This window comes from Streptomyces sp. NRRL F-4489 (assembly GCF_001509485.1).
GTDB lineage: Bacteria > Actinomycetota > Actinomycetes > Streptomycetales > Streptomycetaceae > Streptomyces.
In genome coordinates this window covers 15,047-38,737 of sequence record NZ_LLZI01000228.1, presented here as the reverse complement: position 1 = coordinate 38,737, position 23,691 = coordinate 15,047, and the positions used below count along the sequence as shown (strand labels likewise).

Genomic DNA, 23,691 nt, shown 5'->3' with positions numbered 1-23,691 from the left:
CCGTGACGCTAGCGACCCCGGGCGGTGACCACCAGTTACCGCCGCGCAGACCGGAGTTGCACCGGACGCACTCCGGCGCGCGGGCCGGCCGGGCGCGGCCCCGGCCACCGCACCCGGCCCCGGCCACCGCCCGGTTCAGGACACCGCCACGCTCAGGGCCGGTAGCGCAGCGGATGGTCGGCGGGGACCTCGGTCAGCACGATCCGGTGCCCGTCCGGGTCGGCGATCCACATCTCGATCAGCCCCCACGGCTCGCGCACCGGCGGCCGCAGCACCTCCACCCCGCACCCGGCCAGCTCCTCGTGCGCCCGGGCCGCGTCCGGCACCTGGAGCCACAGCTGGAGGGTCGGCGTCGGGGCGTCCGAGGACCGCCCGGAGACCTCCAGGAAGCCGCCGCCGAGGAAGTAGACCGTGCCGCGCTCCGGACCCGTACCGAATTCGCGGTACACCGCCAGCCCCAGCGTCTCGCCGTAGAACCTCCGCGACCGCTCCGGATCCGCCGGCCGCAGGAGCACCCTGCTGCTCAGTACCTGCACCATGGCACGGACCCTACGCCGCCGGAACGGGGCGCCCGGCCCAGGGACACGGCGCACACGGGACACGGCGCACCGGCCCGCCGGCCGTCCGCCGCCGCCGGCCTGCCCCCGCCCCCGCCCGCTTGTTAGCCTCGGGCAGAGCCACCGCCGTGCCGCCGTTCCGCCGAGAGGACCCGCCCGCCATGCTGACCGCACCGCCGACCTTCCGCACCGCCACCGAGGCGGACGTCCCCGCCCTCGTCGCGCTGGTGGAATCGGCCTACCGCGGCGACGCCAGCCGGGCCGGGTGGACCACCGAGGCGGATCTGCTGGCCGGGCAGCGGACGGACGCGGACGGCGTCGCCGCGGTCGTCGCCAACGACAGCGGCCGGCTGCTGATCGCGGAGCGGGACGGCGAACTGATCGCCTGCTGCCAGCTCGAGCACCGCGGCGACCACGCCTACTTCGGGATGTTCGCGGTCCGCCCCGACCTCCAGGGCGGCGGCCTGGGCAAGGTGATCCTCGCCGAGGCCGAGCGGACCGCGCTCACCGCGTTCGGCGCCCCCGAGATGCGGATGACCGTCATCCGGCAGCGCGCCGAGCTGATCGCCTGGTACGAGCGCCGGGGCTACCGCCGCACCGGCCAGTTCACCCCGTTCCCGTACGGTGACGAGCGGTTCGGCATCCCGCAGCGCGCCGACCTGGAGTTCGAGCTGCTGGTCAAACCGCTCGGCTGACCCGCCGCCCCGCTACAGCCGCCCGGCCTCGGTGATCCGCTGGAGGAACTGCCGGGTCCGGGCCTGCCGCGGCGCGCCGAAGACCTCCGCCGGTGTGCCGCGCTCCAGCACCACCCCGCCGTCCAGGAAGCACACCTGGTCGGCGACCTCCCGGGCGAACCCCATCTCATGGGTGGCGAGCACCATCGTCATCCCCTCCTCCTTGAGGTCCCGGACGACCCGCAGCACCTCCCCGACCAGCTCCGGGTCGAGCGCCGCGGTGATCTCGTCGAGCAGCAGCAGCCGGGGCCGCCCGGCCAGCGCCCGGGCGATCGCCACCCGCTGCTGCTGGCCGCCGCTGAGCCGGTCGGGATACTCCCCGGCCCGGCCGCCCAGGCCCAGCCGGTCCAGCAGCGCGCGGGCCCGCTCCTCGGCCTCGGCGCGCGCCACCCCGTGCACCCGGCGCGGCGCCAGCGTGATGTTGTCCAGCACGCTCATGTGCGGGAAGAGGTTGTACGCCTGGAAGACCACGCCGATCCGGCGGCGCACCGCGTCCGCGTCGGCCCGCGGGTCGGTGATCTCCTCGCCGTCCAGGAAGATCGCGCCGTCGTCGATCTCCTCCAGGAGGTTCGCGCACCGCAGCAGCGTGGACTTCCCCGAGCCGGACGCGCCGATCAGCGCCGTCACGGTGTGCGGGGCGACCTCGAGATCCACGTCCCGCAGGACGACCGTGCGGCCGCGCCCGTACGTCTTGCGCACCGCCTCCAGGCGCAGCACCGGCCCGCCGTCACCGTCCCCGGCCGCCGGGCCCCCGGCGCTCGCCACCGCGGTGCCGTCCGTCGTGCTCATACCGTCCTTCCCCGGGCGCGTCATACCGTCCCTCCCTGGGCGCGCCGGCGGTCCATCCGGGCGGTGACCCAGTCGGTGAAGCGGGTCATCGGGATCGTCAGCGCGACGAAGACCAGCCCGGCGACCACGTACGGCGTGTAGTTGAACTCCTTGCCGGCGATGATCTGCGCCGCGTACACCGCGTCCACCGCGCCCGCGATGGACACCAGCCCGGTGTCCTTCTGGAGCGAGACCAGGTCGTTCAGCAGCGGCGGCACCACCCGCCGCACCGCCTGCGGCAGCACCACGAAGCGCAGCGTCTGCCCGCTGGAGAGCCCCAGCGACCGGGCCGCGGCCCGCTGCGAGGGGTGCACCGACTCGATCCCGGCCCGGAAGACCTCCGCGACGTACGCCGAGTACGTCAGCACCAGCGCCGCGCCGCCCAGCACCACCGGGTCGGTGGTCACGCCCTGGAGCCGCAGCGCGGGCACCCCGAACACCACCATCAGCAGGCAGATGATCAGCGGCATGCCGCGGAAGAAGTCGGTGTAGGCGGTGGCCAGCGCCCGCAGCGGGAAGAACACCGGCCCGCGCAGCGTCCGCGCCACCGCCAGCAGCAGCCCGATCACCAGCACCGCGGCGCCGCAGACCACCAGCAGCCGCAGGTTCAGCAGCAGCCCCTCCAGCACCTTCGGCAGCGCCATCCGCGCGTACGCGGCGCTGAAGAACGTCTCCCGGGTCCGCGGCCAGCCGGGCGCCGCGGTGATCACGAAGAACAGCACCGCCCCGGTGACCAGCGTGCTCAGCGCGGCGATCGCGGTGGCCCGGCGCGCCCGGGCCCGCTTGTACCGCTCCCGCTCGATCCGCCGCGCGGACGGCACATACCCGTCGTCCCCCGCCGGCGCCCCGGCCGCTACTTCTGCTTCCACCCGCACTGCCCGTTCCGCCATCTTCCCTGCCCGGTACGTCACTTGAGCACCGGGACGTCGACCGCGTCGGCCAGCCACCGCTTCTCCAGCGCGGCCAGTGTGCCGTCGCGGCGCAGCGCGTCCACCGCCGCCGTGACGCAGCCGGTGATCCGGCTCTCCTTGTCCAGCACCAGCCCGAACTGCTCGGTGGCCGGGCCCTGCTGGGTGAACTGCCCGACCACCACGGCGTCCTTCAGCTCCGCTCCGGTGATGTAGAACGCGGTCGGCAGATCGACCACGATCGCGTCCACCTGGCCGTTCTCCAGCGCGGACTTGGCCAGGTCGTTCTTCTGGAAGACCGCTGGGGCCTGGCGGGGCCGGATGGTGTCGTTGACGATGTCGAGGCTGGTGGTGCCCACCTGCGCGCCGAGTTTGGCGTCCTTGAGGTCGGCGGCGCTGCGGGCGCGGGCCGCCGCGGTGCCCTTGCGCGCGACCACCGCCTGCCGCACGTCGTAGTAGCCGGAGGAGAACGCCACCGCCTGCTTGCGGGAGGCGCTGATGGACACCTGGTTGATATCGAAGTCGAAGGTCTTGGCGCCGGGCGCGAAGGCGCTGTTGAACGGTACGGTCCGCCAGCGCACGGCGTCCTTGCCGTAGCCCAGCCGCTTGGCCACCGCGTAGGCGACCGCCGACTCGTAGCCCTTGCCGCTGGCCGGGTCGTCGTCGGCGAACCACGGCGCGTAGGCGGGCTTGTCGGTGCCGACGGTCAGCTTCCCGGACTCCACGGTGGCCAGTCGGCCGGGCGCGCAGTTCCGCTCGCCCGGCGCCGGCCCGCCGGCCCGCTGACCGCCGGGGGAGGCGTCCTGCGGTGCGCAGCCGACCGCCGCGGCGAAGAGGACAGCGGTGGCGCAGACGGCGAGACGCACGGGGCGTGGGGACAGGTACATGCCGCGAAGACTGGCAGTGCACCGGCCCCGCTGTCGAGATCACCGGGGCCGATCGTCCACATGCTGGAAGCGGATTGCACCGCTGTGAACAGCGTTTTTCGTAACGAGGCCGGGCGCGGGCCGACCGCCACGGGGCGCGGGCCGACCGCCGCCGCCCGCGCGCTCACCGGGCTCCGGCCCCGCCTACGCCGTGAAGCGCACCGCCCGCCGGATCTCCGGCTGGTCGGTCACCACCCCGTCCAGCCCCAGACCGCGCGCCAGCCGCAGCTCGTCATGGGTGTTCACCGTCCAGCCCAGCACCCGCAACTCCGCGGTGTGCGCCCGCTGGACGAGTTCCAGGGTCAGCCGCCGGATGTCCAGCGACACCAGCCCCGCGCCCACCGCCACCGCGCGCTCCACGATCTCCGCCCCGTAGTGCTCCCCGACCAGCCCCGTCCGCACCCCCGGCAGCAGGCTCCGCACCGCGGACAGGGCCTCGTCGTGGAACGAGATGACCTCGACCCGGCCGGTCAGATCGCGCGCCCGCACCGCCTCGGCCAGCGCGCGGGCCGCCGCGACGTCCTTGATCTCCGCCTGGATCGGCACCCGCACCGCGTCCACCACGTCCTCGAACACCGGGATCCGCTCGCCCTGCCCGGCGTCCAGCTCGCGCAGCTCGGCGAGGGTCCGCTCGGCGACCGGGCCGGTGCCGTCGGTGGTCCGGTCCACGTCGGGGTCGTGCATCACCACCAGCGCGCCGTCCTTGCTCAGGTGCAGGTCCAGCTCGATGGCGTCGAGGCCCTCGCGTTCGGCCCGTACGAAGGAGCGCAGGGTGTTCTCCGGCTCCACACCCATCATTCCGCGGTGCCCGATGGTCAGAAAGGACAAGGCTGCCTCGCTTTAGTCGGCTCGGTTGCTGTCGGCTCCGTGCACATGCCGTCCGCCGGCGCACTGCTGCCCGAAATGGCGCGCACAGCCTATTCCGCCGGAGGGCGGCAGCCCCGCAGGGACAAGTGCCCTCTAGCCCGTACGAGTGCCCCTCCGGCGAGCCGTCTACGCACCGTCCGCCACCCGCCCCGCACCGTCCGTGAACCCGTCCTCCCTACCCCGCCCGCGCCGGAGAAAACACGGAAACCCGCACGCCCCATGCCAGAAACTGGAGTCGATCCCGTCCCCCACAGGAAAAACATTCGTGACCACCCGTCCCCGGCAGAATATTTTTCGCCTGATCCACTTGAACGGGTGATCCTCGGCTGGTTACCGTGTCCTCGCAGGACGATCTACCGCCGGAGGGCAGTCATGACGGAAATTCTTTCGCCCGTACGGGCCCAGGACGGCGCCACGTCCGGCGACTCCGTGGCCGCGCACCCCGCCTGGAGCGCACTCAAGGACGCCATCGAGACCATCCGCCCCTGGCAGTCCAAGGACGGCTCCATCGACCTCGCCGCCGAGGGCGCCCCGGACGCCGGGACGGTCCGCCGCGAGGTCGAGCGCGCCGTCACCGCCATCGGCGAGCTGGCCCCGCTGCTGCCGCACAACGCCGACTACCACCGCGCGCTCGCCGCCGACCTGCGCCGATGGGCCGACGAGGGCTTCGGCGTCCCCGACTTCCTCGACTCGCTGCTCGCCTTCCAGCCCGCCCGGCAGCGCGCCGACGGCCTCCAGCACCTCGTCGTCTTCCCCATGTACACCCAGAACGGCAACCCCGACCGCAACTTCGAGGCCGTCGTGCTGCGCATGGTCTGGCCGGACTGGCTCGCCGAGCTGGAGCGCACCCGCTACGACAACCCCCTCTTCTGCGGGATCACCTTCGAGGACTTCACCGCCGGCTACGACACCAACTCCGCGGTCCTCTTCCCCGAGACCATCGCCGTCCGCCAGGCCCCCGAGCGCTTCAGCTGGGGCGGCATCTTCTGCGACCGCGAGGCCGCCCGCTTCCGCCGCGTCACCTCCGCCGCCGTGGACCTCCTCGGCCTGGAGATCCCCGCGGACATCCACGCCATGCTCGACGACCAGGACCGCTGCCAGCAGGCGTTCGTCCTCTGGGACATGATCCACGACCGCACCCACAGCCACGGCGACCTGCCGTTCGACCCGTTCATGATCAAGCAGCGCCAGCCGTTCTGGATGTACGGCCTGGAGGAGCTGCGCTGCGACCTCACCGCCTTCAAGGAGGCCGTGAAGCTGGAGGCCGAGGGCTACCCGCAGGCCCGCGACATGCAGTTCGCGGTGATCTTCGACCGGCTGTTCCGCTTCCCGGTCACCGGCGAGCGGGTGCGCAATTACGACGGCCTCGGCGGCCAGCTGCTCTTCGCGTACCTCCACCGGCACGACGTCGTACGCTGGACGGACAACACACTCCACATCGACTGGGAGCGGGCGCCCAAGGTCACCAACCAGCTCTGCGGCGAGATCGAGAAGCTCTACCGCGACGGGATCGACCGGCCCAAGCTCGTCCACTGGTTCGCCGCCTACGACCTCGTCTCGGCCTACCTCGCCCCGCACCCCGGCTCGGTCTGGGCCAAGGGACCGGACGCCCTCGACCTCGACCAGCCTCCCCGCAAGCTCGTGGACGACGTGCTCCCCGACGAGTTCCCGCTGAGCATGTTCTACGAGGCCCTCGCGAAGAAGCTGCGCCGCGTGATCGCCTCGACCAAGGGCATCACCGCCCACAGCGACACCCGGGCCGCGGCGTGACGCGCACCCCCCGCGACCGGAGCGAGCAGGACGTGCACAGCGAGCGGACCGACCCGGCGACCGCGCCGGCGGCCGTCCAGGGGCAGGACGAGGAGGCGACGGAGATGGTTACTTCGACGGGCGGCCAGGGGCCGCTGGAGGGTGCGGTCATCGCGGTGGCCGGGGCGGCCGGCCCGGCGGGCCGCGCCACCCTGCTGCGGCTGGCCGAGGCCGGCGCGGTGGTGGTCGGCTCCGACGCCAACCCCGAACGGCTCGCCGAGGCCGTCGACGCGGCCCGCTACGCGCACGGCGGCGCCACCGTCATCGGCGAGACCGTCGACCTCCTCGACCTCGACCAGACCCGCGAATGGGCGGCCCGCACCGAGAAGGAGTTCGGCCGGGTCGACGGCCTGATCCACCTCGTCGGCGGCTGGCGCGGCTGCACCACCTTCACCGACACCGACCTCGCGGACTGGGACACCCTGCACCGCCTGCTGATCCGCACCGTCCAGCACACCTCGCTCGCCTTCTACGACGCGCTCGAACGCAGCGCCAACGGCCGCTACCTCCTGATCAGCGCGGCCGGCGCCAGCAAGCCCACCGCCGGGAACGCCGCCTACGCCGCGTCCAAGGCCGCCGCCGAGGCGTGGACGCTCGCCATGGCGGACGGCTTCCGCAAGTCGGGGGGCGAGAGCGGACCCCGCGCCGCGGCTGCCATCCTGATCGTCAAGGCGCTCGTCAACGACCAGATGCGCGCCGAGCGACCGAACGCCAAGTTCGCGGGCTTCACCGACGTCACGGAGCTGGCCGAGGCCATCGCCGGGGTGTGGGACCGGCCCGCACACGAAGTGAATGGACAGCGTCTGTGGCTGACCCCCAAGCCGTGAGCCAGGCGAAGACCGACGCCCGGCAGCACCACGACCCGCAGCTCCGCGGCTTCGCCAGCGACAACTACGCCGGTGCGCACCCCGAAGTGCTCGCCGCGCTCGCCCTCGCCAACGGCGGCCACCAGGTCGCCTACGGCGAGGACGACTACACCGCCCACCTCCAGCGCGTCTTCCGCAGCCACTTCGGGCAGCGCGCCCAGGCGTTCCCGGTGTTCAACGGCACCGGCGCCAACGTCGTCGCCCTCCAGGCCGTCACCGACCGCTGGGGCGCGGTGATCGCCGCCGAGTCCGCGCACATCAACGTCGACGAGTGCGGCGCCCCCGAACGCATCGGCGGCCTCAAACTCCTCACCGTCCCCACCCCCGACGGCAAGCTCACCCCCGAGCTGATCGACCGCCAGGCGTGGGGCTGGGAGGACGAGCACCGCGCGATGCCGCAGGTCGTCTCGATCACCCAGAGCACCGAACTCGGCACCGTCTACACCCCCGACGAGATCCGGGCGATCTGCGACCACGCCCACGAACGCAAGATGCTCGTCCACCTCGACGGCTCCCGGATAGCGAACGCCGCCGCGACGCTCGACGTGCCGATGCGCGCCTTCACCAACGCGGTGGGCGTCGACATCCTCTCCTACGGCGGCACGAAGAACGGCGCCGTCTTCGGCGAGGCCGTCGTCGTCCTCAACCCCGACGCGGTGCGCGCCATGAAGCACCTGCGCAAGCTGTCCATGCAGCTGGCGTCCAAGATGCGCTTCGTCTCCGTCCAGCTGGAGGCGCTGCTCGCCAAGGACCTCTGGCTCCGCAACGCGCGCCACGCCAACACGATGGCGCAGCGGTTGGCCGCCGGCGTGCGGGAGGTTCCCGGCGTCGAGATCCTCTACCCGGTGCAGTCGAACGCGGTCTTCGCCCGCCTCCCGCACGACGTGAGCGAGCGCCTCCAGAAGCGGTACCGCTTCTATTTCTGGGACGAGGCGGCTGGTGTCGTCCGCTGGATGTGCGCGTTCGACACGGCGGCCGAGGATGTCGACGGGTTCGTCGCGGCTCTCCGGGAGGAGATCGCCCGCTGACGTCGCGCCCGCGGCCGGTGCGGTTGCGCCTTCGGCGCATCGTTTCCGCTGCGCGGGGCTGTTCGGCAGCGGTGCCGGGTCTGCGGGGCAGGGGGTGTCCGGACTGCTGTCGCTTTACGTCCGGACACCCCCTGCCCCGCAGACCCGTCCCCTCCCGAGGGGGTCGATTCTCCTGTCCGTTGGGGCTGGTCCCGGTGGGCCGGTGCGGCTCGTCATTGGTTGCCGGGCGCTCACCCGCAACACACAACTCGCGCTGCCCCACTCAGGTCAGGCCCCACCGGCTGTATTCATGACCCCCCGCACCCCGAAAGCCCCGCGCAGCGGAATCAAGGCCCCGCGCCGCAGGCGCACACGAAACGCCCCCCGCGGCGGGGTACCCAACAACGTGGGAGGCCGAGCGCTACGCGCCAGGCGCCGTCCCGCCCAGATGGGCGGGAATCCACCACGTGTCGTCGGGGTGCCGAGGCCGCACCGGATACGCCCGCTGCGCCGCCTCCAGCAACTCCTGAACCCGCGCCCGCAACCGATCAGTGATCGTCTCGGCCTGCTCCGCCGCGTCAGCGGCGATCGGTTCGCCGATGCGGATCGTTATCGGGAAATGGTGGCGCCCGAGCTCCCGCTTGTGGCCCTTGGTCCACAGCCGCTGGGTGCCCCACAGCGCCATCGGCAGCAGCGGAACCCCCGCTTCCTGAGCCAGCCGCGCCGCGCCCGACTTGAAGGTCTTCAGGGTGAACGACTCGGAGATCGTCGCCTCCGGGAAGACCCCGATGACCTCGCCCGAACGCAGCGCGCTCAGCGCGTGCTTGTACGCGTGCATGCCCTGCGTGCGGTCGACCGGAATGTGCTTCATGGCCCGCATCAGCGGCCCGGAGACCTTGTGCCGGAAGACCGATTCCTTGGCCATGAACCGCACCAGCCGCTTGGCCGGCCGGGCCGCCAGTCCGCAGAAGACGAAGTCGAGGTAGCCGATGTGGTTGCTCACCAGCACCGCGCCGCCGCGCCGCGGGATGTGCTCCGTACCGGCGATGTCGAACTTCAGGTCCAGTGCCCTGAAGAGCGTGCGCGCCGCGCCGATGACGGGCGGATAGACGAACTCGGCCATGTCCGGGGACCCCTTCTCTGTACCCCGGGACGTTCTCCCGGCGGAAACCTACACAGCCGTAACTCCCGGCTCCGGGAGATCGTGCCCGATATGCGGTCCGGCGGCCAGCGTGCGGGCCCGCGAGGGTGCGAGATTCTCGTCACGTGAGGTCAGCGGGATGGAGCGGGAAGGCAGGGGCACGGGAAAGGGTGGCGATTTCCGGCCGGGGCGGCCGCGGTGGGAATCTTCGCGGGGGCGGAAGCGCTGCATGCTGAGGAGCGGCGGAAACCGGCGCGGGCGCAGGGCACCCGCCACCGGCGCGTACGGCGCGTGAGGCGCGTAAGACCCGTGAGGAAGGACGACCAAGACGGTGGGCGAGCGGGACAACGACGACCGGCGGCCGGGAACGGCCCCGGCGACGCGGCCGGCGCAGCGGCCGGTGGTGGGCGCGACGGCGCGGCCGGAGACACGCCTCGCCGCCGCCGACCTCGGCGCCGCGCTGGGCGCGCGGGCCACCCTGGTGCAGTTCTCCAGCGCGTTCTGCCAGCCCTGCCGGGCCACCCGCCGCACGCTCGCCGACGTCGCCGGCATGATCGACGGCGTGGCGCACGTCGAGATCGACGCCGAGGCGCGGCTGGAGCTGGTGCGGCGGCTGGAGGTCCAGCGGACGCCCACGGTCCTGGTCCTCGACCGGGACGGCGCGATCATCCGCCGCGCCGCGGGGCAGCCGCGCAAGGCCGATGTCATAGCCGCCCTGGGGGCGGCGGTCCGTGATTGATCTCCCAGATGGCGGGCGGCCCTTGACGGTGCGGGTCACGCGTCGTCAGCCTGGCGTCATGCGGCCAGGAACCCTTCTCCTTCTCTACGGACGCGCGCATGTCGATCTGCTGCGGACCGCCAGTGCGCGCTGTCCCGGCGTGTGAGCAGCGACGACCCCACCGCCGCCGGCCGCCGCGCGCCGGACGGCGGTTCCGCCCGGGCCCGTAGCCCACAGCAGAAGGACAACTCCATGACGGCCTCGCCCGACCTCGGCACGCCCACCACCGCCTCGCCCGAGCTGCTGCGCTCGGTCTTCCGCCGGCACGCCGCGGGCGTCGCGGTGATCACCGCGTACGGTTCCGGTCCGGTCGGTTTCACCGCCACCTCGCTCACCTCCGTCGCCGCCGAGCCCCCGCTGGTCTCGTTCGGCATCGGCACCGGCGCCTCCAGCTGGCCGGCCGTCGCCGCCGCCGAGCACATCGGTGTCCACATCCTCGGCGAGCACCAGCGGGAGCTGGCCGCCACGTTCGCCCGCAGCGGCGCCGACCGCTTCGGCCCCGCCACCTCCTGGCGCACCGGCCCCGAGGGCGTGCCCCTGCTGGACGGCGTCCTGGCCTGGATGGTGTGCAAGGTCGTGGCCCGGATACCGGCCGGCGACCACCGGCTCGTGGTCGCCCAGCCGGTCGTCGGCGACCCCGCCGGACCGGGCCGGCCGCTCCTGTACCACCAGGGCCGCTTCAACGCCCTGCGGGACTGACACCTTCCGCCCGGACCTGCCGTGTCACCCGGTCGGGGCCGTTGGGAAGGTCACATTTCGACGGCCTTGATTCGGGGCACGAGACTGTATGTACTGGCGAGTAATATGACGGTCGGCGCGGGGTTCCGCAACCGACCGGGAGCCGCCCCGAGAGGCGCCTATGCTGCCAGCACAAGGCAGTTCTGAAGAGACGAGCAGGTAGGAGAGCCGGCGTGAGCTTGAGGATCGTTGTCTGTGTGAAGTACGTGCCCGACGCCACCGGCGACCGGCACTTCGCCGAGGACCTGACCGTCGACCGCGACGACGTGGACGGCCTCCTCTCGGAGCTCGACGAGTACGCCGTCGAGCAGGCCCTGCAGATCAAGGAAGCCAACGACGACGACGCCGAGATCACGGTCCTGACCGTCGGCCCCGAGGACGCCAACGACGCGCTGCGCAAGGCGCTGTCGATGGGCGCCGACAAGGCCGTCCACGTCGAGGACGACGATCTGCACGGCACCGACGCGCTCGGCACCTCCCTCGTGCTCGCCAAGGCCATCGAGAAGACCGGCTACGACCTCGTGGTCTGCGGTATGGCGTCCACCGACGGCACCATGGGCGTGCTGCCCGCGCTGCTCGCCGAGCGGCTGGGCGTCCCGCAGGTCACCCAGCTCTCCCAGGTCGCGGTCGCCGACGGCAAGGTCACCGGCCGCCGGGACGGCGACACCGCCAGCGAGCAGCTGGAGGCCGCGCTGCCGGCCGTCGTCTCCGTCACCGACCAGTCGGGCGAGGCGCGTTACCCCTCCTTCAAGGGCATCATGGCCGCCAAGAAGAAGCCGGTGGAGTCCCTGGACCTGGAGGACCTGGACCTCGAGGCGGACGAGGTCGGCCTGGCGGGTGCCTGGACGAAGGTCGAGTCGGCCAACGAGCGCCCGGCCCGCACCAAGGGCACGATCGTCACGGACGAGGGCGAGGGTGCCAAGCAGCTCGCCGAGTTCCTCGCGGGCCAGAAGTTCATCTGAGCCGCGGATCCGGATCCGGGGCGGCCGGGGCCGGCCCCCGCTTCCCCGCCCGCACTTGACGGACCGTCAGCAGGTCCGCCCTCCCTCTCGCCCGCACTTTTCCTGGAGCACTCCCATGGCTGAAGTCCTTGTCTACGTCGACCACGTGGACGGCGCCGTCCGCAAGCCCACCCTCGAACTCCTCACCCTCGCCCGCCGCCTCGGCGACCCGGTGGCCGTCCACCTCGGCCCCGGCGCCGACACCGCCGCCCCGGTGCTCGCCGAGCACGGCGCGGTGAAGGTCCTGGCCGCCGACGCCCCCGAGTTCGCCGAGTACCTCGTCGCCCCCAAGGTCGACGCGCTGCAGGCCGCCTACGACGCCGTGTCGCCGGCCGCCGTCCTGCTGCCGTCCTCGGCCGAGGGCAAGGAGATCGGCGCCCGCCTGGCCGTCCGGATCGGCTCCGGCATCATCACCGACGCCGTGGACGTCGAGGCCGGCGAAGAGGGCCCGGTGGCCACCCAGTCGGTCTTCGCGGCCTCGTACACCACCAAGTCGCGGATCACCAAGGGCACCCCGGTCATCACCGTCAAGCCCAACTCCGCCGCCCCGGAGGCCGCGCCGGCCGCCGGTACGGTCGAGCAGCTCGCGGTGACGGTCGCCGACGCCTCCAAGGGCACCAAGATCGTCTCGCGCACCCCGCGCGAGTCGACCGGCCGCCCGGAGCTGACCGAGGCCGCGATCGTGGTCTCCGGCGGCCGCGGCGTCAACGGCGCCGAGAACTTCCCGGTCATCGAGGCGCTCGCCGACTCGCTCGGCGCGGCCGTCGGCGCCTCGCGCGCCGCGGTGGACGCCGGCTGGTACCCGCACACCAACCAGGTCGGCCAGACCGGTAAGTCGGTCTCCCCGCAGCTCTACATCGCCGCGGGCATCTCCGGCGCGATCCAGCACCGCGCCGGTATGCAGACCTCGAAGACCATCGTCGCCATCAACAAGGACGCCGAGGCGCCGATCTTCGACCTGGTCGACTACGGCGTGGTCGGCGACCTCTTCGAGGTCGTCCCGGCGCTGACCGACGAGATCAAGACCCGCAAGGGCTGAGCCGGCCGGTCCGCTGGTCGGAGCGGATGCCGGTGCCGGCCGAAGGCCCCGTACGCACGGTGCGTACGGGGCCTTCGGCATATGGGCGGCGCGTCCCTGACGGGGCCGCGCCCGGTGGTCCGTGCGCGGTCCGTCAGGAGCCCGTCGCGCCGTCGATCGCCTCGCGCAGCAGGTCCGCGTGCCCGTTGTGCCGCGCGTACTCCTCGATCATGTGGACGTAGATCCAGCGGAGGTTGAGGATCCGGCCGTCGGGGACGGTGAAGGTCTCGTCCAGCCCGCGGCCGGCCGCCGCGGCGTCGCCGGCCGCGATCTCCGCGCGCAGGGCCGCGAAGTCCGCCGCCGCGGTGGCCGGGGAGCCGCCGTGGAAGTCGGCGTCCGGGTCCTCCTCGGTGAAGTACAGGTCGCCGACGTCCTCGCCGGTGAAGCGCATCCGGAACCAGTACCGCTCGACGTCCGCCAGATGGCGCACCAGCCCGAGCAGGGTCAGGCCGGACGGCGGGGTGGCGGCCCGGAGCAGCTGCTCGGCGGTCAGGCCCGCGCACTTGGCCAGCAGGGTGTCGCGGTGGTGGTCGAGCCAGCCCTGGAGCATCGCGCGCTCGTCCGCGGCGGTCGGCCGCTCACGCCGTTCCACGGGGGGTGCAGTCCATGTCATGGGGGGATTCTGGGGCCGCGGCGGGCGGCCGCGCCATCGAGTTACGCGGCCGGTGGGCGGCGGTGACCTGCGCCGCCACGGCCGGGTAGGTGTTGACCTCGCCACACGACCCGGTTAGCTTCGCTATACGGATTGTTGATTCCGTTACGCGGAAATGCCCGGGCCGATGGCGGTACCGGGCACAAGCACCGGGAGGGTACCGAAATGGGGCAGCAGGAGACCGTGGCGACGAGCCTCGCGGACACCGTACGCGAGGGCATCGGCGCCGCTCTCGCCGAGGTGGACGCCGATCTGGCGCGGCGCTACCCGGGCGACCCCGGCACCCGCCAGCCGGTCCACACCGTCTACGTGCCCGGCGACGCCTTCGCCGCCGGCACCATCCGCTCCTGGGGCGACCAGGCGCTGGCCATGCTGGACGAGCACGCCCCCGACGCCGGCGCGCTCGCCGCCGTCCTCGGCATCTCCGACGAACTCGCCGGCCCGGTGTACGAGCGGGTCCGCGCCAAGCTGGAGCGCGAGCCCGTCGAGGACCTGCGGATCGACTTCGAGGACGGCTACGGCCTGCGCTCCGACGCCGAGGAGGACGAGGCCGCGGCCCGCGCCGCCGCCCTCGTCGCCGCCGCCTACCGGGACGGCACCGCCGCCCCGTACATGGGCATCCGCATGAAGTGCATGGAGGCCGCCGTCCGCGACCGCGGCATCCGCACCCTGGACATCTTCCTCACCGGCCTGATGGAGGCCGGCGGCCTGCCCGAGGGCCTGGTCCTCACCCTGCCCAAGGTCACCTACGCGGAGCAGGTCACCGCGATGGTGCGGCTGCTGGAGGCGTTCGAGAAGGCCCGCGGCCTCGCGCCCGGCCGGATCGGCTTCGAGATCCAGATCGAGACCACCCAGTCCATCCTCGGCGCCGACGGCCGGGCCACCGTCGCCCGGATGATCGAGGCCGCCGAGGGCCGCGCCACCTCCCTGCACTACGGCACGTTCGACTACAGCGCCTCCTGCGGGGTCAGCGCCGCCTACCAGGCCAGCGACCACCCCGTCGCCGACCACGCCAAGGCGGTCATGCAGGTCGCCGCCGCCGGCACCGGCGTCCGCCTCTCGGACGGCTCCACCAACGTCCTCCCGGTCGGCCCCACCGCCCAGGTCCACGACGCCTGGAAGCTGCACCACGGCCTGACCCGCCGCGCCCTGGCCCGCGCCTACTACCAGGGCTGGGACATGCACCCGGGCCACCTCCCGACCCGTTACGCCGCGGTCTACGCCTTCTACCGCGAGGGCCTGGAGAAGGCCGCCGCCCGCCTCGCCGCCTACGTGGCCAAGGCCGGCGGCGACATCGCCGACGAGCCCGCCACCGCCAAGGCCCTCAGCGGCTACCTCCTCCGCGGCCTCGACTGCGGCGCCGTCGACTCCGCCGAGGTCGCCGAGCTGACGGGGCTCACCCGGGCGGACCTGGACGGGCTGGCGGGCCGGGGGACCGCGCCGGTCAAGTCGGCCTGAGGCAGGGCCAGTTCGGGTCCGGGCGTCACGGGCCGGCGGGCCTCCGCCGGCCCTACCCCGCCACCGGTGCGATCTCCCCCGACCCCCGGGGGATCAGCCGGGTGGGGATCTCCAGGCGCTGCGGGGGTTCGCCGGTGCCGTCGAGGCGGCGGAAGAGCAGACCGGCGGCGGTCCGGCCCAGCTGGGCGGCGTCCTGGGCGACGACCGTGATGGCCGGGTGGACGAGATCGGCCAGCTCGAAGTCGTCGAAGCCGACGAGGGCCACCGGCCGGGCGTGGGCGCGCAGGACCCGTACGGCGGTGACCGTGACGCGGTTGTTGCCCGCGAAGAGCGCGGTGACCGGCTCCGGGGCGGCCAGCATGGCCGCGGCCGCCGCCCGCACCCGGTCCGGGGCGGTGGACCCCAGGGAGACCCAGGAGTCCTCGACCGGGAGCCCGGCCGCGGCCATCGCGGCGCGGTAGCCGCGCAGCCGCTCCTTGGCGGTGTGGATGCGCGGCTGGTCGCCGATGAAGCCGATCCGGCGGTGGCCGTGGGCGATGAGGTGGGCCACCGCGTCGCGGGCGCCGCCGAAGTTGTCGGAGAGCACCACATCGGCGTCGATCCGGCCGGCCGGGCGGTCCACGAAGACGGTCGCCACCCCGGCGGCTATCTCCGGTTCCAGATAGCGGTGGTCGTCACCGGCCGGGATGACCACCAGCCCGTCCACCCGGCGGGCGCACAGCGCCAGCGCCAACTCCTGCTCACGGGTCGGGTCCTCGGCGCTGGAACCGTTGATCAGCAGCGCCCCGTGGTCGCGCGCCACCTCTTCCACGGCGCGGCTGAGCGGCCCGTAGAAGGGGTCCGCGAGGTCTTCGAGGACCAGGCCGATGCTGGCCGTCCGGCCCTTGCGCAGGATCCGGGCCGAGTCGTTGCGCCGGAAGCCGAGGGCGGCGATGGCCTCCTGGACGCGGCGCTCGGTGTCCGGGGTGACGCCTGGTTCGCCGTTGACGACCCGGGAGACGGTCTTCAGGCCGACACCGGCGCGCGCCGCGACATCCTTCATCGTCGGACGGGTGCCGTAGCGATGGGAGGTGGCGGTGGCGCGGGCGTTCTCGTTCACGCGTGCGGTCCTGACTGTCTGAACTGTCGGAACTATCTGGACTATCTGGAGTGGTCTTGGCTATCTGGTCTGTCTGAACTATCGGAGGTGTCCGAGCTGTCCGGGCTGCCCGGCGGGGCCGGTGGGTGGCCGCGGAAGGCGTCCGGGCGCGCCGGTGTGCGGCGACGAGCATAGCCCCTGGACAACGTTGTCAAATCCCGCGAGACTGACGTTCCCACGCCGGGCGGGCGGCCCGGGCCCCGGGCTCACCAGGAGACTTCGACACCGATGCAGACGGACCTCAGCGCAGCGCTGGACATCGGCGGCACCAAGATCGCCGGCGCTCTGGTGGACCCGCGCGGCAGACTCCTGGTCCGGGCCGCCCGGCCGACCCCCGCGGACCGCGACGGGGCCACCGTGATGCGCGCGGTGGCCGAGGTCGTCCGCGAACTGGCCGCCGCGCCGGACTGGCCGCGGGTGGCCGCCGTGGGCATCGGCAGCGCCGGCCCGGTGGACGCCGCGGCCGGCACCGTCAGCCCGGTCAACATCCCCGGCTGGCGCGACTTCCCGCTGGTCGCCGGCGTCCGCGCGCTGGTCGGCGACCTGCCGGTGACGCTGGTCGGCGACGGGGTCGCGATGACCGCCGCCGAGCACTGGCAGGGCGCCGCGCGCGGCCACGACAACGCGCTGTGCATGGTCGTCTCCACCGGGGTCGGCGGCGGCCTCGTCCTCAACGGGCGCCTGCACCCGGGCCCTTCGGGCAACGCCGGCCACATCGGGCACATCAGCGTCGACCTCGACGGCGACCCGTGCCCGTGCGGTGCCCGCGGCTGCGTCGAACGGATCGCCAGCGGCCCGAACATCGCCCGCCGCGCACTGGCCAACGGCTGGCGGCCGGGCCCGGACGGGGACACCAGCGCCGCCGCGGTCGCCGCCGCGGCGCACGCCGGCGACCCGGTGGCGCTGGGCTCCTTCGAACGGGCCGCGCAGGCGCTGGCCGCCGGGATCGCCGCCACCGCCACCCTCGTCGAGATCGACATCGCGGTCATCGGCGGCGGTGTCGCGGGCGCCGGCGAGGTCCTGTTCGCGCCCCTGCGGTCCGCCCTGCGCGAGTACGCCACGCTCTCCTTCGTCTCCGGCCTGACCGTGGCCCCGGCCCGCACCGGAACGGACGCCGGCCTCGTGGGCGCGGCGGCAGCGGCCGCCGAACGGTCCCGGGTGGCGGCGTTCGCGGCGGGGCGGTAGCGGCGGTAGGGCCCTTACGGCGCCTTGCCGGCGGGCGGGTGGCCCGCTGGCGGCGACGGCCGGGGGACCGGAGTCCGTACCGGGCAGCCCGGACCCGTACGGGTCGGCGACCCGGCCGACCGGGCCCGGCTGTCACCGACGCCCCGTAGTCTGGTGGTGGCCGCCCGTGGGGCGGAGCGGGTGCCGCGGTGTGCCGGTGTACGGGCCGCCGCCGGCGTGGCGACGGGCAGCGAGGGGATCGGCAGGGTGACTTCGGGGGAGCACGAGCAGCAGGGGACGGGCGGGCCCGGCGCGACGGGTGGGACTAACGGGCCGGGCGGGACGAACGGCCCCGGACCGGCGGGCGGAACGCCGGAGGGGTCGGAGCGGTCGGACGGCGCCGTTCCGCGCTCGGCTGCTGCCAAGAGCGGGCCTCGGCGCGGGAACGACGACGACCTCACCGGCCGGCTGCTCGGCGGCCGCTACCGCGTCACCGGCCGCATCGGCCGCGGCGGGATGGGCGTGGTGTGCCGGGCCGAGGACGACATCCTGGGCCGCGAGGTCGCCCTCAAGGTCCTGCGCGCCTACACCGACGCCTCCGCCCCCGAACTCGCCGATCTGCGCACCCGTATGCAGCGCGAGGCGCGCGCCGCGGCCCGGATCCGGCACTCCGGGGTGGTGACCGTCCACGACGTCATCGAGGAGGCCGGCCGCCCGGTCATCGTCATGGAGCTGGTCGACGGCCCGTCCCTGGACGACGCCATCGGCGCGCACGGCCCGCTGGACCCCCGGGAGGCCGCCCGCATCGGCGCCGCCGTGATGGACGCGCTGGACGCCGCCCACCAGGCAGGCGTGCTGCACCGCGATGTCAAGCCCGGCAACGTCCTCCTGGAGAAGTGGGGCCGCCCCGGTGGCGGCCGGGTGGTCCTCACCGACTTCGGCATCGCCAGCATCGAGGCGCCCGGCGACGGCGCCACCACCAACATCACCCGCAGCGGCGAACTGGTCGGCTCGCTCGACTACTTGCCCCCGGAACGGGCCCAGGGTATGGACCCCACCCCGGCCTCCGACATCTGGTCGCTGGGCATGACGCTGTACGCGGCGGTGGAGGGCGGCGGCGCGCCGTTCCGCCGGACGTCGGTGTACTCGACCCTCACCGCGATCGTCACCGAACCGCTCCCGGAGCCGCGCCGCGCCGGCCCGCTGACGCCCGTCCTGTACGCCCTGATGGCCAAGAGCCCGGCCGACCGCCCGTCAGCGGCGCAGGCCCGCACCATGCTCCAGGCGGTCGCGGAGGGGCGCGACCCGGGCGTCGCGCCCCCACCGCCCGCCCCGGCTCCCGGCACCCCGTACGCCCCCGCGCCCGGCGCCCCGTACGCGCCAGCTCCCGGTACCCCGTACGTCCCGGCGCCTGGTATGCCGTACGCCCCGACCCAGACGGACGCCACGTCCGGCGCCGGCCCGCTGCCGGGCCCGGTCGGCCCGTGGACGGCACCACCGCCGCCCGGTACCAACGCACCGGGCGGCCAGGGCGGTCCCGCCGGGCCGGGAACGCATAGCGGCCCCACGCCGTACGCACCGGGCCCGGCCGGGCAGTCGGGGCCGGGCGGATCTGTGTCCGGCACAGGTGCGCCGACACCCGGCGGCCGCCCGGACGCCGGGCAGGGCCTCCCAGGCGCCGTGACCGGCCCTCTGTCCACCGGCCCCACCGGCCCCCTCCCCGGCGCGCCCGGCCCCTACCCGGCCCACCCGCACCCGGACCTCGGCCCCGGCCACACCCCCGATCTCGGCCCCGGCCCGGACGGCGACACCACCCGCGTACCGCTCCGCCGCCGGCGCCGGGCGCTGGTGTCCATCGCGGCCGCGCTCGCCGTCCTGGCGGCCGGCGGCGGGATCACGTACGCGCTGATCGGCGGTGGTTCCGGGGGCCAGGACACCGCGGGTGGCCGGCGTCCGGCCGTACCGGCCACCACACCGGGGGCGGCCGCGACCGCCGCCAAGGGCGGTACGGCCGGCGACGGCAAGGCCAACGACTCGTCCGCGTCCGGCAGTCCGGCGACGCCCTCCGGAGACGCCTCGCCGTCCGGGACCCCCGGGGCGGGCGGCCCCGGCGGTGGTCCGGGCGGGCGGCAGGGCGGCCGCGACGGCGGCACGGCCGCGGGCGGTACCCAGGGCGGCACCGGCGGTGGCACGGCGGGCGGGGCCCACGGCGGTACGACGGGCGGCGGCACCACCGGCGGGTCCGGGGCCGCGGCCGGCGGGACCACTGGCGGCGGCACCGGCGGCGGGGGCCCGACCCACGGCCCGGCCTGCGTGGACATCGGCGGCGGCAAGGCCAACTGCGATGTGTGGCGTACCGCGGCCTCGTACACCGCCTCCTTCCAGCAGGTCGGGCACCTGAACATCGGCACCAACTACTTCTACTGCCAGGCGAAGCTGGGCCGCCGCGAGACGTACGGGAAGTGGACCAACGTCTGGTGGGCCAAGACCGATGACGACAGCGGCAATTCCGGCGTCTACGTCAGCGTCGTCTACCTCACCGGCGGCGACAACGACCAGCCGGTCCCGGGCCTGCGCACCTGCTGAGCCCGCCTCCCGCCGGACCCACGCAACGCCCCCGACCCCGCGGAACCGCACCTCCGGCCCGCGCCCCGACCCCGACCCGCGCCCCCGGAACGAGCGCGATGGGACTCCGGCATATGCGACGTACCGCCCCCGCCTGGCCCTCCGCAGGCCGTGCGCGGGTGGGGGTTTCGGTGCTGGAGGGGCGGGGGAGCGCTTGTTTGCCGGGGCTTCGCGGCGGGGGAGACGGACCGGCGTCCCCCGTGCGGGGTGTTCCTCAAGGCGGTGTTCCCGGTGCTGCGCGCGGGCCGTGGTCCGGAGCGTTTCCGTGGCAGGGTGTTGCGGGCAACTCACCTGGGTCTAGGGAAGAGGGGAAACCGTGATCGTCTGGCTGAACGGCACGTTCGGTGCGGGCAAGACCACTGCGGCTCATGAACTGCTCGACCTGCTTCCCGGAAGCACGCTCTACGACCCCGAACTCCTCGGCAGCGGACTGCGGTTGATGCTGCCGGCCAAGCGGTTCGAAGAGGTCGACGACTACCAGGACCTGCCCTCCTGGCGCCGCATGGTGGTGGACACCGCGGCCGCCCTGCTCACCGAGGTCCCGGGCCCGCTGGTGACGCCGATGACGCTGCTGCGCCAGGAATACCGCGACGAGATCTTCGGCGCCCTCGCCGCGCGCCGGATACCCGTCCGACATGTCCTCCTCCATGCGGAGGAAACGATCCTGCGCGAACGCATAGCGAACCGCGAGGAAATCCCCGGCGACGCCGACGCCAACGCCTCCGTACGCCGCTGGTCCCTGGAGCACCTGGAACCCTACGCGCGGGCCCTGGACTGGCTCAAGGGCGACGCCCACGTCGTGGACACCTCCGCGCTGACGCCCCGGCAGACCGCCGAGCGGATCGCCGAGGCCGTCCGCACCGGCGCCGGCGCGTGCGACATCGTGCAGACCCCCGAGCCCACCGCGGAGACCCTCGCCGCCGGGGTCCTCCTCTTCGACGACCAGAACCGCGTCCTGCTGGTCGATCCAACGTACAAACCCGGCTGGGAGTTCCCCGGCGGCATCGTCGAACCGGGCGAGGCCCCCGCCCACGCCGGCATCCGCGAGGTAGCCGAGGAACTGGGCATCCAACTCCCCCGCGCCCCCCGCCTGTTGGTCCTCGACTGGGAAGCCCCCAACCCACCCGGCTTCGGCGGCCTGCGCCTGCTCTACGACGGCGGCACCCTCTCCGGCGACCGCATCCACGACCTCCTCCTCCCCGGCGCCGAACTCCGCGCCTGGCGCTTCGTCACCGAATCCGAGGCCGAAACCCTCCTCCCCCCCATCCGCTGGAACCGCCTCCACTGGGCCCTACGAGCCCGCGAACGGGGCTGCCCGCTGCACTTGGAGGCGGGCGTTCCGGTGGGGTAGCCCCGCGTATGGGGCGCCCCCGCGGTGCCGGATTTCCCGACGGGGGGTTCGGCGAGGGGTCGGATGGGGCCGAGGCGTGCCGGACTGCTGCCGCTCTACGTCCGTCCGACACCCCGCCCCCTCCGGCCAATCGGCGCTTGCGGCTCATTCACACCACGGCACTGATCGAGGAAGCCGATTACCCCATCGATGCGGACCTGTGGGGACAGCCCAACGATGCTCTGGTGCGCTGAACGCCGCAAGCGCCCTGTCGGCCCGCTTCCCCTACTGGCGTGCGGATAGGACATTCCGCGTTCACAAGCTCACAACCGACGGCCCCCGGGCCGCGCTGCCAACCACCGACGACCCGCAGGGCACCACCGGCACCAGCCCCAACGAACCGTCTCATTGACCCCCTCGGGAGGGGACGGGTCTGCGGGGTGGGGGTGTGCCGGACGTAAAGCGAAGCAGTCCGGCACACCCCCACCCCGCAGACCCGGCACCGCTGCCGACCAGCCCCGCGCAGCGGAATCAAAGCGATGCGCCGCAGGCGCGAACGAAAAGACCCCCGCGGCGGGACAGCCGACAACGTGGGAAGCCGGCCAAGCGCAGCGGACCGTCAGCCCCGCCCCTCCGCATAGCGCCGCAGGAACAGCGCCTCCGCCAGCGACAGCCGCTCCAGCTCCTCCGGGGACACGCTCTCGTTGACGGCGTGGATCTGCGCGTCCGGCTCGCTCAGGCCGATGAGGAGGATCTCGGCGTCGGGGTACAGCGCGCCCAGCGCGTTGCAGAGGGGGATGGAGCCGCCCATACCGGACGTCTGCATCTCCTGGCCGTCGTACGCCTCCCGCAGCGCCGCCGCCATCGACGCGTACGCCGGGCTGCCGGTGTCGGCGCGGAACGGCTGGCCCTGGCCGACCTGTTCGGCGGTGAGGCGGGCGCCCCAGGGGGCGGCGTCCTCCAGGTGCGCGATCAGCAGCCGCGTCGCCTCGGCGGCGTCGGTGCCCGGCGGCACCCGCAGGCTCACCAGGGCGCGGGCCGAGGCGTGCACGGAGGGGGTCGCGCCGACGACCGGCGGGCAGTCGATGCCCAGGACCGTGACGGCCGGGCGGGCCCACAGGCGCTCCGCGACCGTACCGCTGCCGATCAGGCCGACGCCGTCCAGGACCTTCGCGTCCTTGCGGAAGTCCGCTTCCGGGTACTGGAGGCCGTCCCAGGCGGCGTCCGTGGTCAGCCCGCGCACCGTCGTCGAACCGTCCTCGGCGCGCAGCGAGTCCAGGACGCGGATCAGCGCGGCCAGCGCGTCCGGGGCCGCGCCGCCGAACTGGCCGGAGTGCAGATTGCCCTCCAGGGTGTCGATCCGGACCTGCACCAGCGTCATGCCGCGCAGTGTCGCGGTGACGGTCGGCAGCCCGGCCCGGAAGTTCCCGGCGTCGCCGATCACGATGGCGTCGGCGGCCAGCAGCTCCGGGTGCGCCGCGGCGTAACGTTCCAGCCCGCCGGTGCCCTGCTCCTCGGAGCCCTCCACGATCACCTTGACGCCGACCGGGACGCCGCCGTGCTCCTTGAGCGCCCGCAGCGCGGTCAGGTGCATGATCACGCCGCCCTTGCAGTCCGCGGCGCCGCGCCCGTACCAGCGGCCGTCGCGCTCGGTCAGCTCGAACGGCGGGGAGACCCAGGCGGCCTCGTCCAGCGGCGGCTGGACGTCGTAGTGCGCGTAGAGCAGGACGGTCGGCGCGCCGGCCGGGCCGGGGAGGTGGCCGTAGACGGACTGGGTGCCGTCCGGGGTGTCCAGCAGCGCCACGTCCTCGAAGCCCTCGGCCCGCAGCGCGTCCGCGATCCAGCGGGCCGCGCCCTCGCTCTCGCTCCGCGGGAACTGCGCGAAGTCCGCCACCGACTTGAAGGCCACCAGCTCGGCGAGCTCGGTCCTGGCCCGCGGCTGCAGCGCGGCGACGGTCTGGGCGAGCGGGCTGTCAGACATGGAACGCTCCTTGTGGGCGCGGCGTTGAACGTACGTGGCGCACGTCCGGCGGGGTGAGCCGGGCGGGCCGGACGTACGGGATTGCGTGCCCCGATCTTCCCACAG

21 protein-coding genes are annotated in these 23,691 nt (G+C 73.8%); 12 read left to right on the top strand and 9 right to left on the bottom strand.

The window, feature by feature from the left end; genetic code table 11:
* Positions 1 to 152: 152 nt before the first annotated feature.
* Positions 153 to 539 carry a VOC family protein gene (locus tag ADL22_RS18890; protein WP_066980700.1) on the bottom strand — a complete coding sequence of 129 codons (387 nt, stop codon included), beginning with the start codon at positions 537 to 539 and terminating at the stop codon, positions 153 to 155.
* Between the two features lie 179 nt (positions 540 to 718).
* On the opposite strand from ADL22_RS18890, the gene ADL22_RS18885 reads away from it, so the two are divergent.
* Complete coding sequence (locus ADL22_RS18885) at positions 719 to 1,252, top strand: GNAT family N-acetyltransferase (RefSeq protein WP_066980697.1); 534 nt, start codon at positions 719 to 721, stop codon at positions 1,250 to 1,252.
* A 12-nt stretch (positions 1,253 to 1,264) separates the two neighbouring features.
* Here ADL22_RS18885 and ADL22_RS18880 read toward each other — a convergent pair whose 3' ends face one another.
* From ADL22_RS18880 to ADL22_RS18865, 4 genes are all read right to left on the bottom strand, one after another.
* Positions 1,265 to 2,080 (bottom strand): amino acid ABC transporter ATP-binding protein, encoded by an 816-nt coding sequence (locus ADL22_RS18880; protein WP_066980694.1) that lies wholly within the window; start codon positions 2,078 to 2,080, stop codon positions 1,265 to 1,267.
* Positions 2,081 to 2,100: 20 nt separating this feature from the next.
* Positions 2,101 to 3,009 carry an amino acid ABC transporter permease gene (locus ADL22_RS18875; RefSeq protein WP_066980691.1) on the bottom strand — a complete coding sequence of 303 codons (909 nt, stop codon included), beginning with the start codon at positions 3,007 to 3,009 and terminating at the stop codon, positions 2,101 to 2,103.
* Positions 3,010 to 3,026: 17 nt separating this feature from the next.
* On the bottom strand, positions 3,027 to 3,914 hold the full coding sequence (locus ADL22_RS18870) for an ABC transporter substrate-binding protein (protein WP_066980689.1): 888 nt from the start codon (positions 3,912 to 3,914) through the stop codon (positions 3,027 to 3,029).
* 183 nt (positions 3,915 to 4,097) lie between these two features.
* The gene (locus ADL22_RS18865) at positions 4,098 to 4,781 is read right to left on the bottom strand and encodes a glycerophosphodiester phosphodiesterase (RefSeq protein WP_079064255.1); all 684 of its coding nucleotides are present in this window, start codon (positions 4,779 to 4,781) and stop codon (positions 4,098 to 4,100) included.
* A 411-nt stretch (positions 4,782 to 5,192) separates the two neighbouring features.
* Between ADL22_RS18865 and ADL22_RS18860 the strand changes: the two genes are divergently transcribed.
* The 3 genes from ADL22_RS18860 to ADL22_RS18850 all read left to right on the top strand — a co-directional run bounded on the left by ADL22_RS18860 (position 5,193) and on the right by ADL22_RS18850 (position 8,523).
* Positions 5,193 to 6,590, top strand: coding sequence for a DUF6421 family protein (locus ADL22_RS18860; RefSeq protein WP_066980683.1), 1,398 nt, complete (start codon positions 5,193 to 5,195; stop codon positions 6,588 to 6,590).
* Positions 6,591 to 6,694: 104 nt separating this feature from the next.
* A complete protein-coding gene (locus ADL22_RS18855) occupies positions 6,695 to 7,456 on the top strand; it encodes an SDR family NAD(P)-dependent oxidoreductase (RefSeq protein ID WP_066980771.1) in 762 nt (253 codons plus the stop codon).
* Positions 7,453 to 8,523, top strand: a complete 1,071-nt coding sequence (locus ADL22_RS18850) for a threonine aldolase family protein (protein WP_066980680.1) — start codon at positions 7,453 to 7,455, stop codon at positions 8,521 to 8,523. Before ADL22_RS18855 ends, ADL22_RS18850 begins: the two co-directional genes overlap by 4 nt.
* Positions 8,524 to 8,923: 400 nt before the next feature.
* On the opposite strand, the gene ADL22_RS18845 is transcribed toward ADL22_RS18850, so the two are convergent.
* A complete protein-coding gene (locus tag ADL22_RS18845) occupies positions 8,924 to 9,625 on the bottom strand; it encodes a lysophospholipid acyltransferase family protein (RefSeq protein WP_066980677.1) in 702 nt (233 codons plus the stop codon).
* Positions 9,626 to 10,043: 418 nt separating this feature from the next.
* Between ADL22_RS18845 and ADL22_RS18840 the strand changes: the two genes are divergently transcribed.
* From ADL22_RS18840 to ADL22_RS18825, 4 genes are all read left to right on the top strand, one after another.
* A complete protein-coding gene (locus ADL22_RS18840; RefSeq protein ID WP_079064261.1) occupies positions 10,044 to 10,382 on the top strand; it encodes a thioredoxin family protein in 339 nt (112 codons plus the stop codon).
* Between the two features lie 231 nt (positions 10,383 to 10,613).
* Positions 10,614 to 11,120, top strand: coding sequence for a flavin reductase family protein (locus tag ADL22_RS18835; protein ID WP_066980765.1), 507 nt, complete (start codon positions 10,614 to 10,616; stop codon positions 11,118 to 11,120).
* Positions 11,121 to 11,332: 212 nt separating this feature from the next.
* On the top strand, positions 11,333 to 12,121 hold the full coding sequence (locus tag ADL22_RS18830) for an electron transfer flavoprotein subunit beta/FixA family protein (protein ID WP_066980673.1): 789 nt from the start codon (positions 11,333 to 11,335) through the stop codon (positions 12,119 to 12,121).
* 115 nt (positions 12,122 to 12,236) lie between these two features.
* Positions 12,237 to 13,199, top strand: coding sequence for an electron transfer flavoprotein subunit alpha/FixB family protein (locus ADL22_RS18825; protein WP_066980671.1), 963 nt, complete (start codon positions 12,237 to 12,239; stop codon positions 13,197 to 13,199).
* A 133-nt stretch (positions 13,200 to 13,332) separates the two neighbouring features.
* Here the strand turns inward: ADL22_RS18825 and ADL22_RS18820 are convergent, their stop codons facing one another.
* Positions 13,333 to 13,851, bottom strand: coding sequence for a DinB family protein (locus tag ADL22_RS18820; protein ID WP_066980668.1), 519 nt, complete (start codon positions 13,849 to 13,851; stop codon positions 13,333 to 13,335).
* Between the two features lie 204 nt (positions 13,852 to 14,055).
* Between ADL22_RS18820 and ADL22_RS18815 the strand changes: the two genes are divergently transcribed.
* Entirely contained in the window at positions 14,056 to 15,348 is a 1,293-nt protein-coding gene (locus tag ADL22_RS18815; protein WP_066980666.1) for a DUF6986 family protein, read from the top strand.
* Positions 15,349 to 15,400: 52 nt separating this feature from the next.
* Here ADL22_RS18815 and ADL22_RS18810 read toward each other — a convergent pair whose 3' ends face one another.
* On the bottom strand, positions 15,401 to 16,390 hold the full coding sequence (locus tag ADL22_RS18810) for a LacI family DNA-binding transcriptional regulator (RefSeq protein ID WP_107116338.1): 990 nt from the start codon (positions 16,388 to 16,390) through the stop codon (positions 15,401 to 15,403).
* A 324-nt stretch (positions 16,391 to 16,714) separates the two neighbouring features.
* Between ADL22_RS18810 and ADL22_RS18805 the strand changes: the two genes are divergently transcribed.
* From ADL22_RS18805 to ADL22_RS18795, 3 genes are all read left to right on the top strand, one after another.
* A complete protein-coding gene (locus ADL22_RS18805; protein ID WP_066980660.1) occupies positions 16,715 to 17,671 on the top strand; it encodes an ROK family protein in 957 nt (318 codons plus the stop codon).
* Positions 17,672 to 18,118: 447 nt separating this feature from the next.
* Positions 18,119 to 20,236 (top strand): serine/threonine-protein kinase, encoded by a 2,118-nt coding sequence (locus ADL22_RS18800; protein ID WP_066980762.1) that lies wholly within the window; start codon positions 18,119 to 18,121, stop codon positions 20,234 to 20,236.
* Between the two features lie 355 nt (positions 20,237 to 20,591).
* Entirely contained in the window at positions 20,592 to 21,626 is a 1,035-nt protein-coding gene (locus ADL22_RS18795; RefSeq protein ID WP_066980657.1) for an NUDIX hydrolase, read from the top strand.
* A 598-nt stretch (positions 21,627 to 22,224) separates the two neighbouring features.
* Here ADL22_RS18795 and ADL22_RS18790 read toward each other — a convergent pair.
* A complete protein-coding gene (locus ADL22_RS18790; protein WP_066980654.1) occupies positions 22,225 to 23,586 on the bottom strand; it encodes a dipeptidase in 1,362 nt (453 codons plus the stop codon).
* Positions 23,587 to 23,691 lie beyond the last annotated feature (105 nt).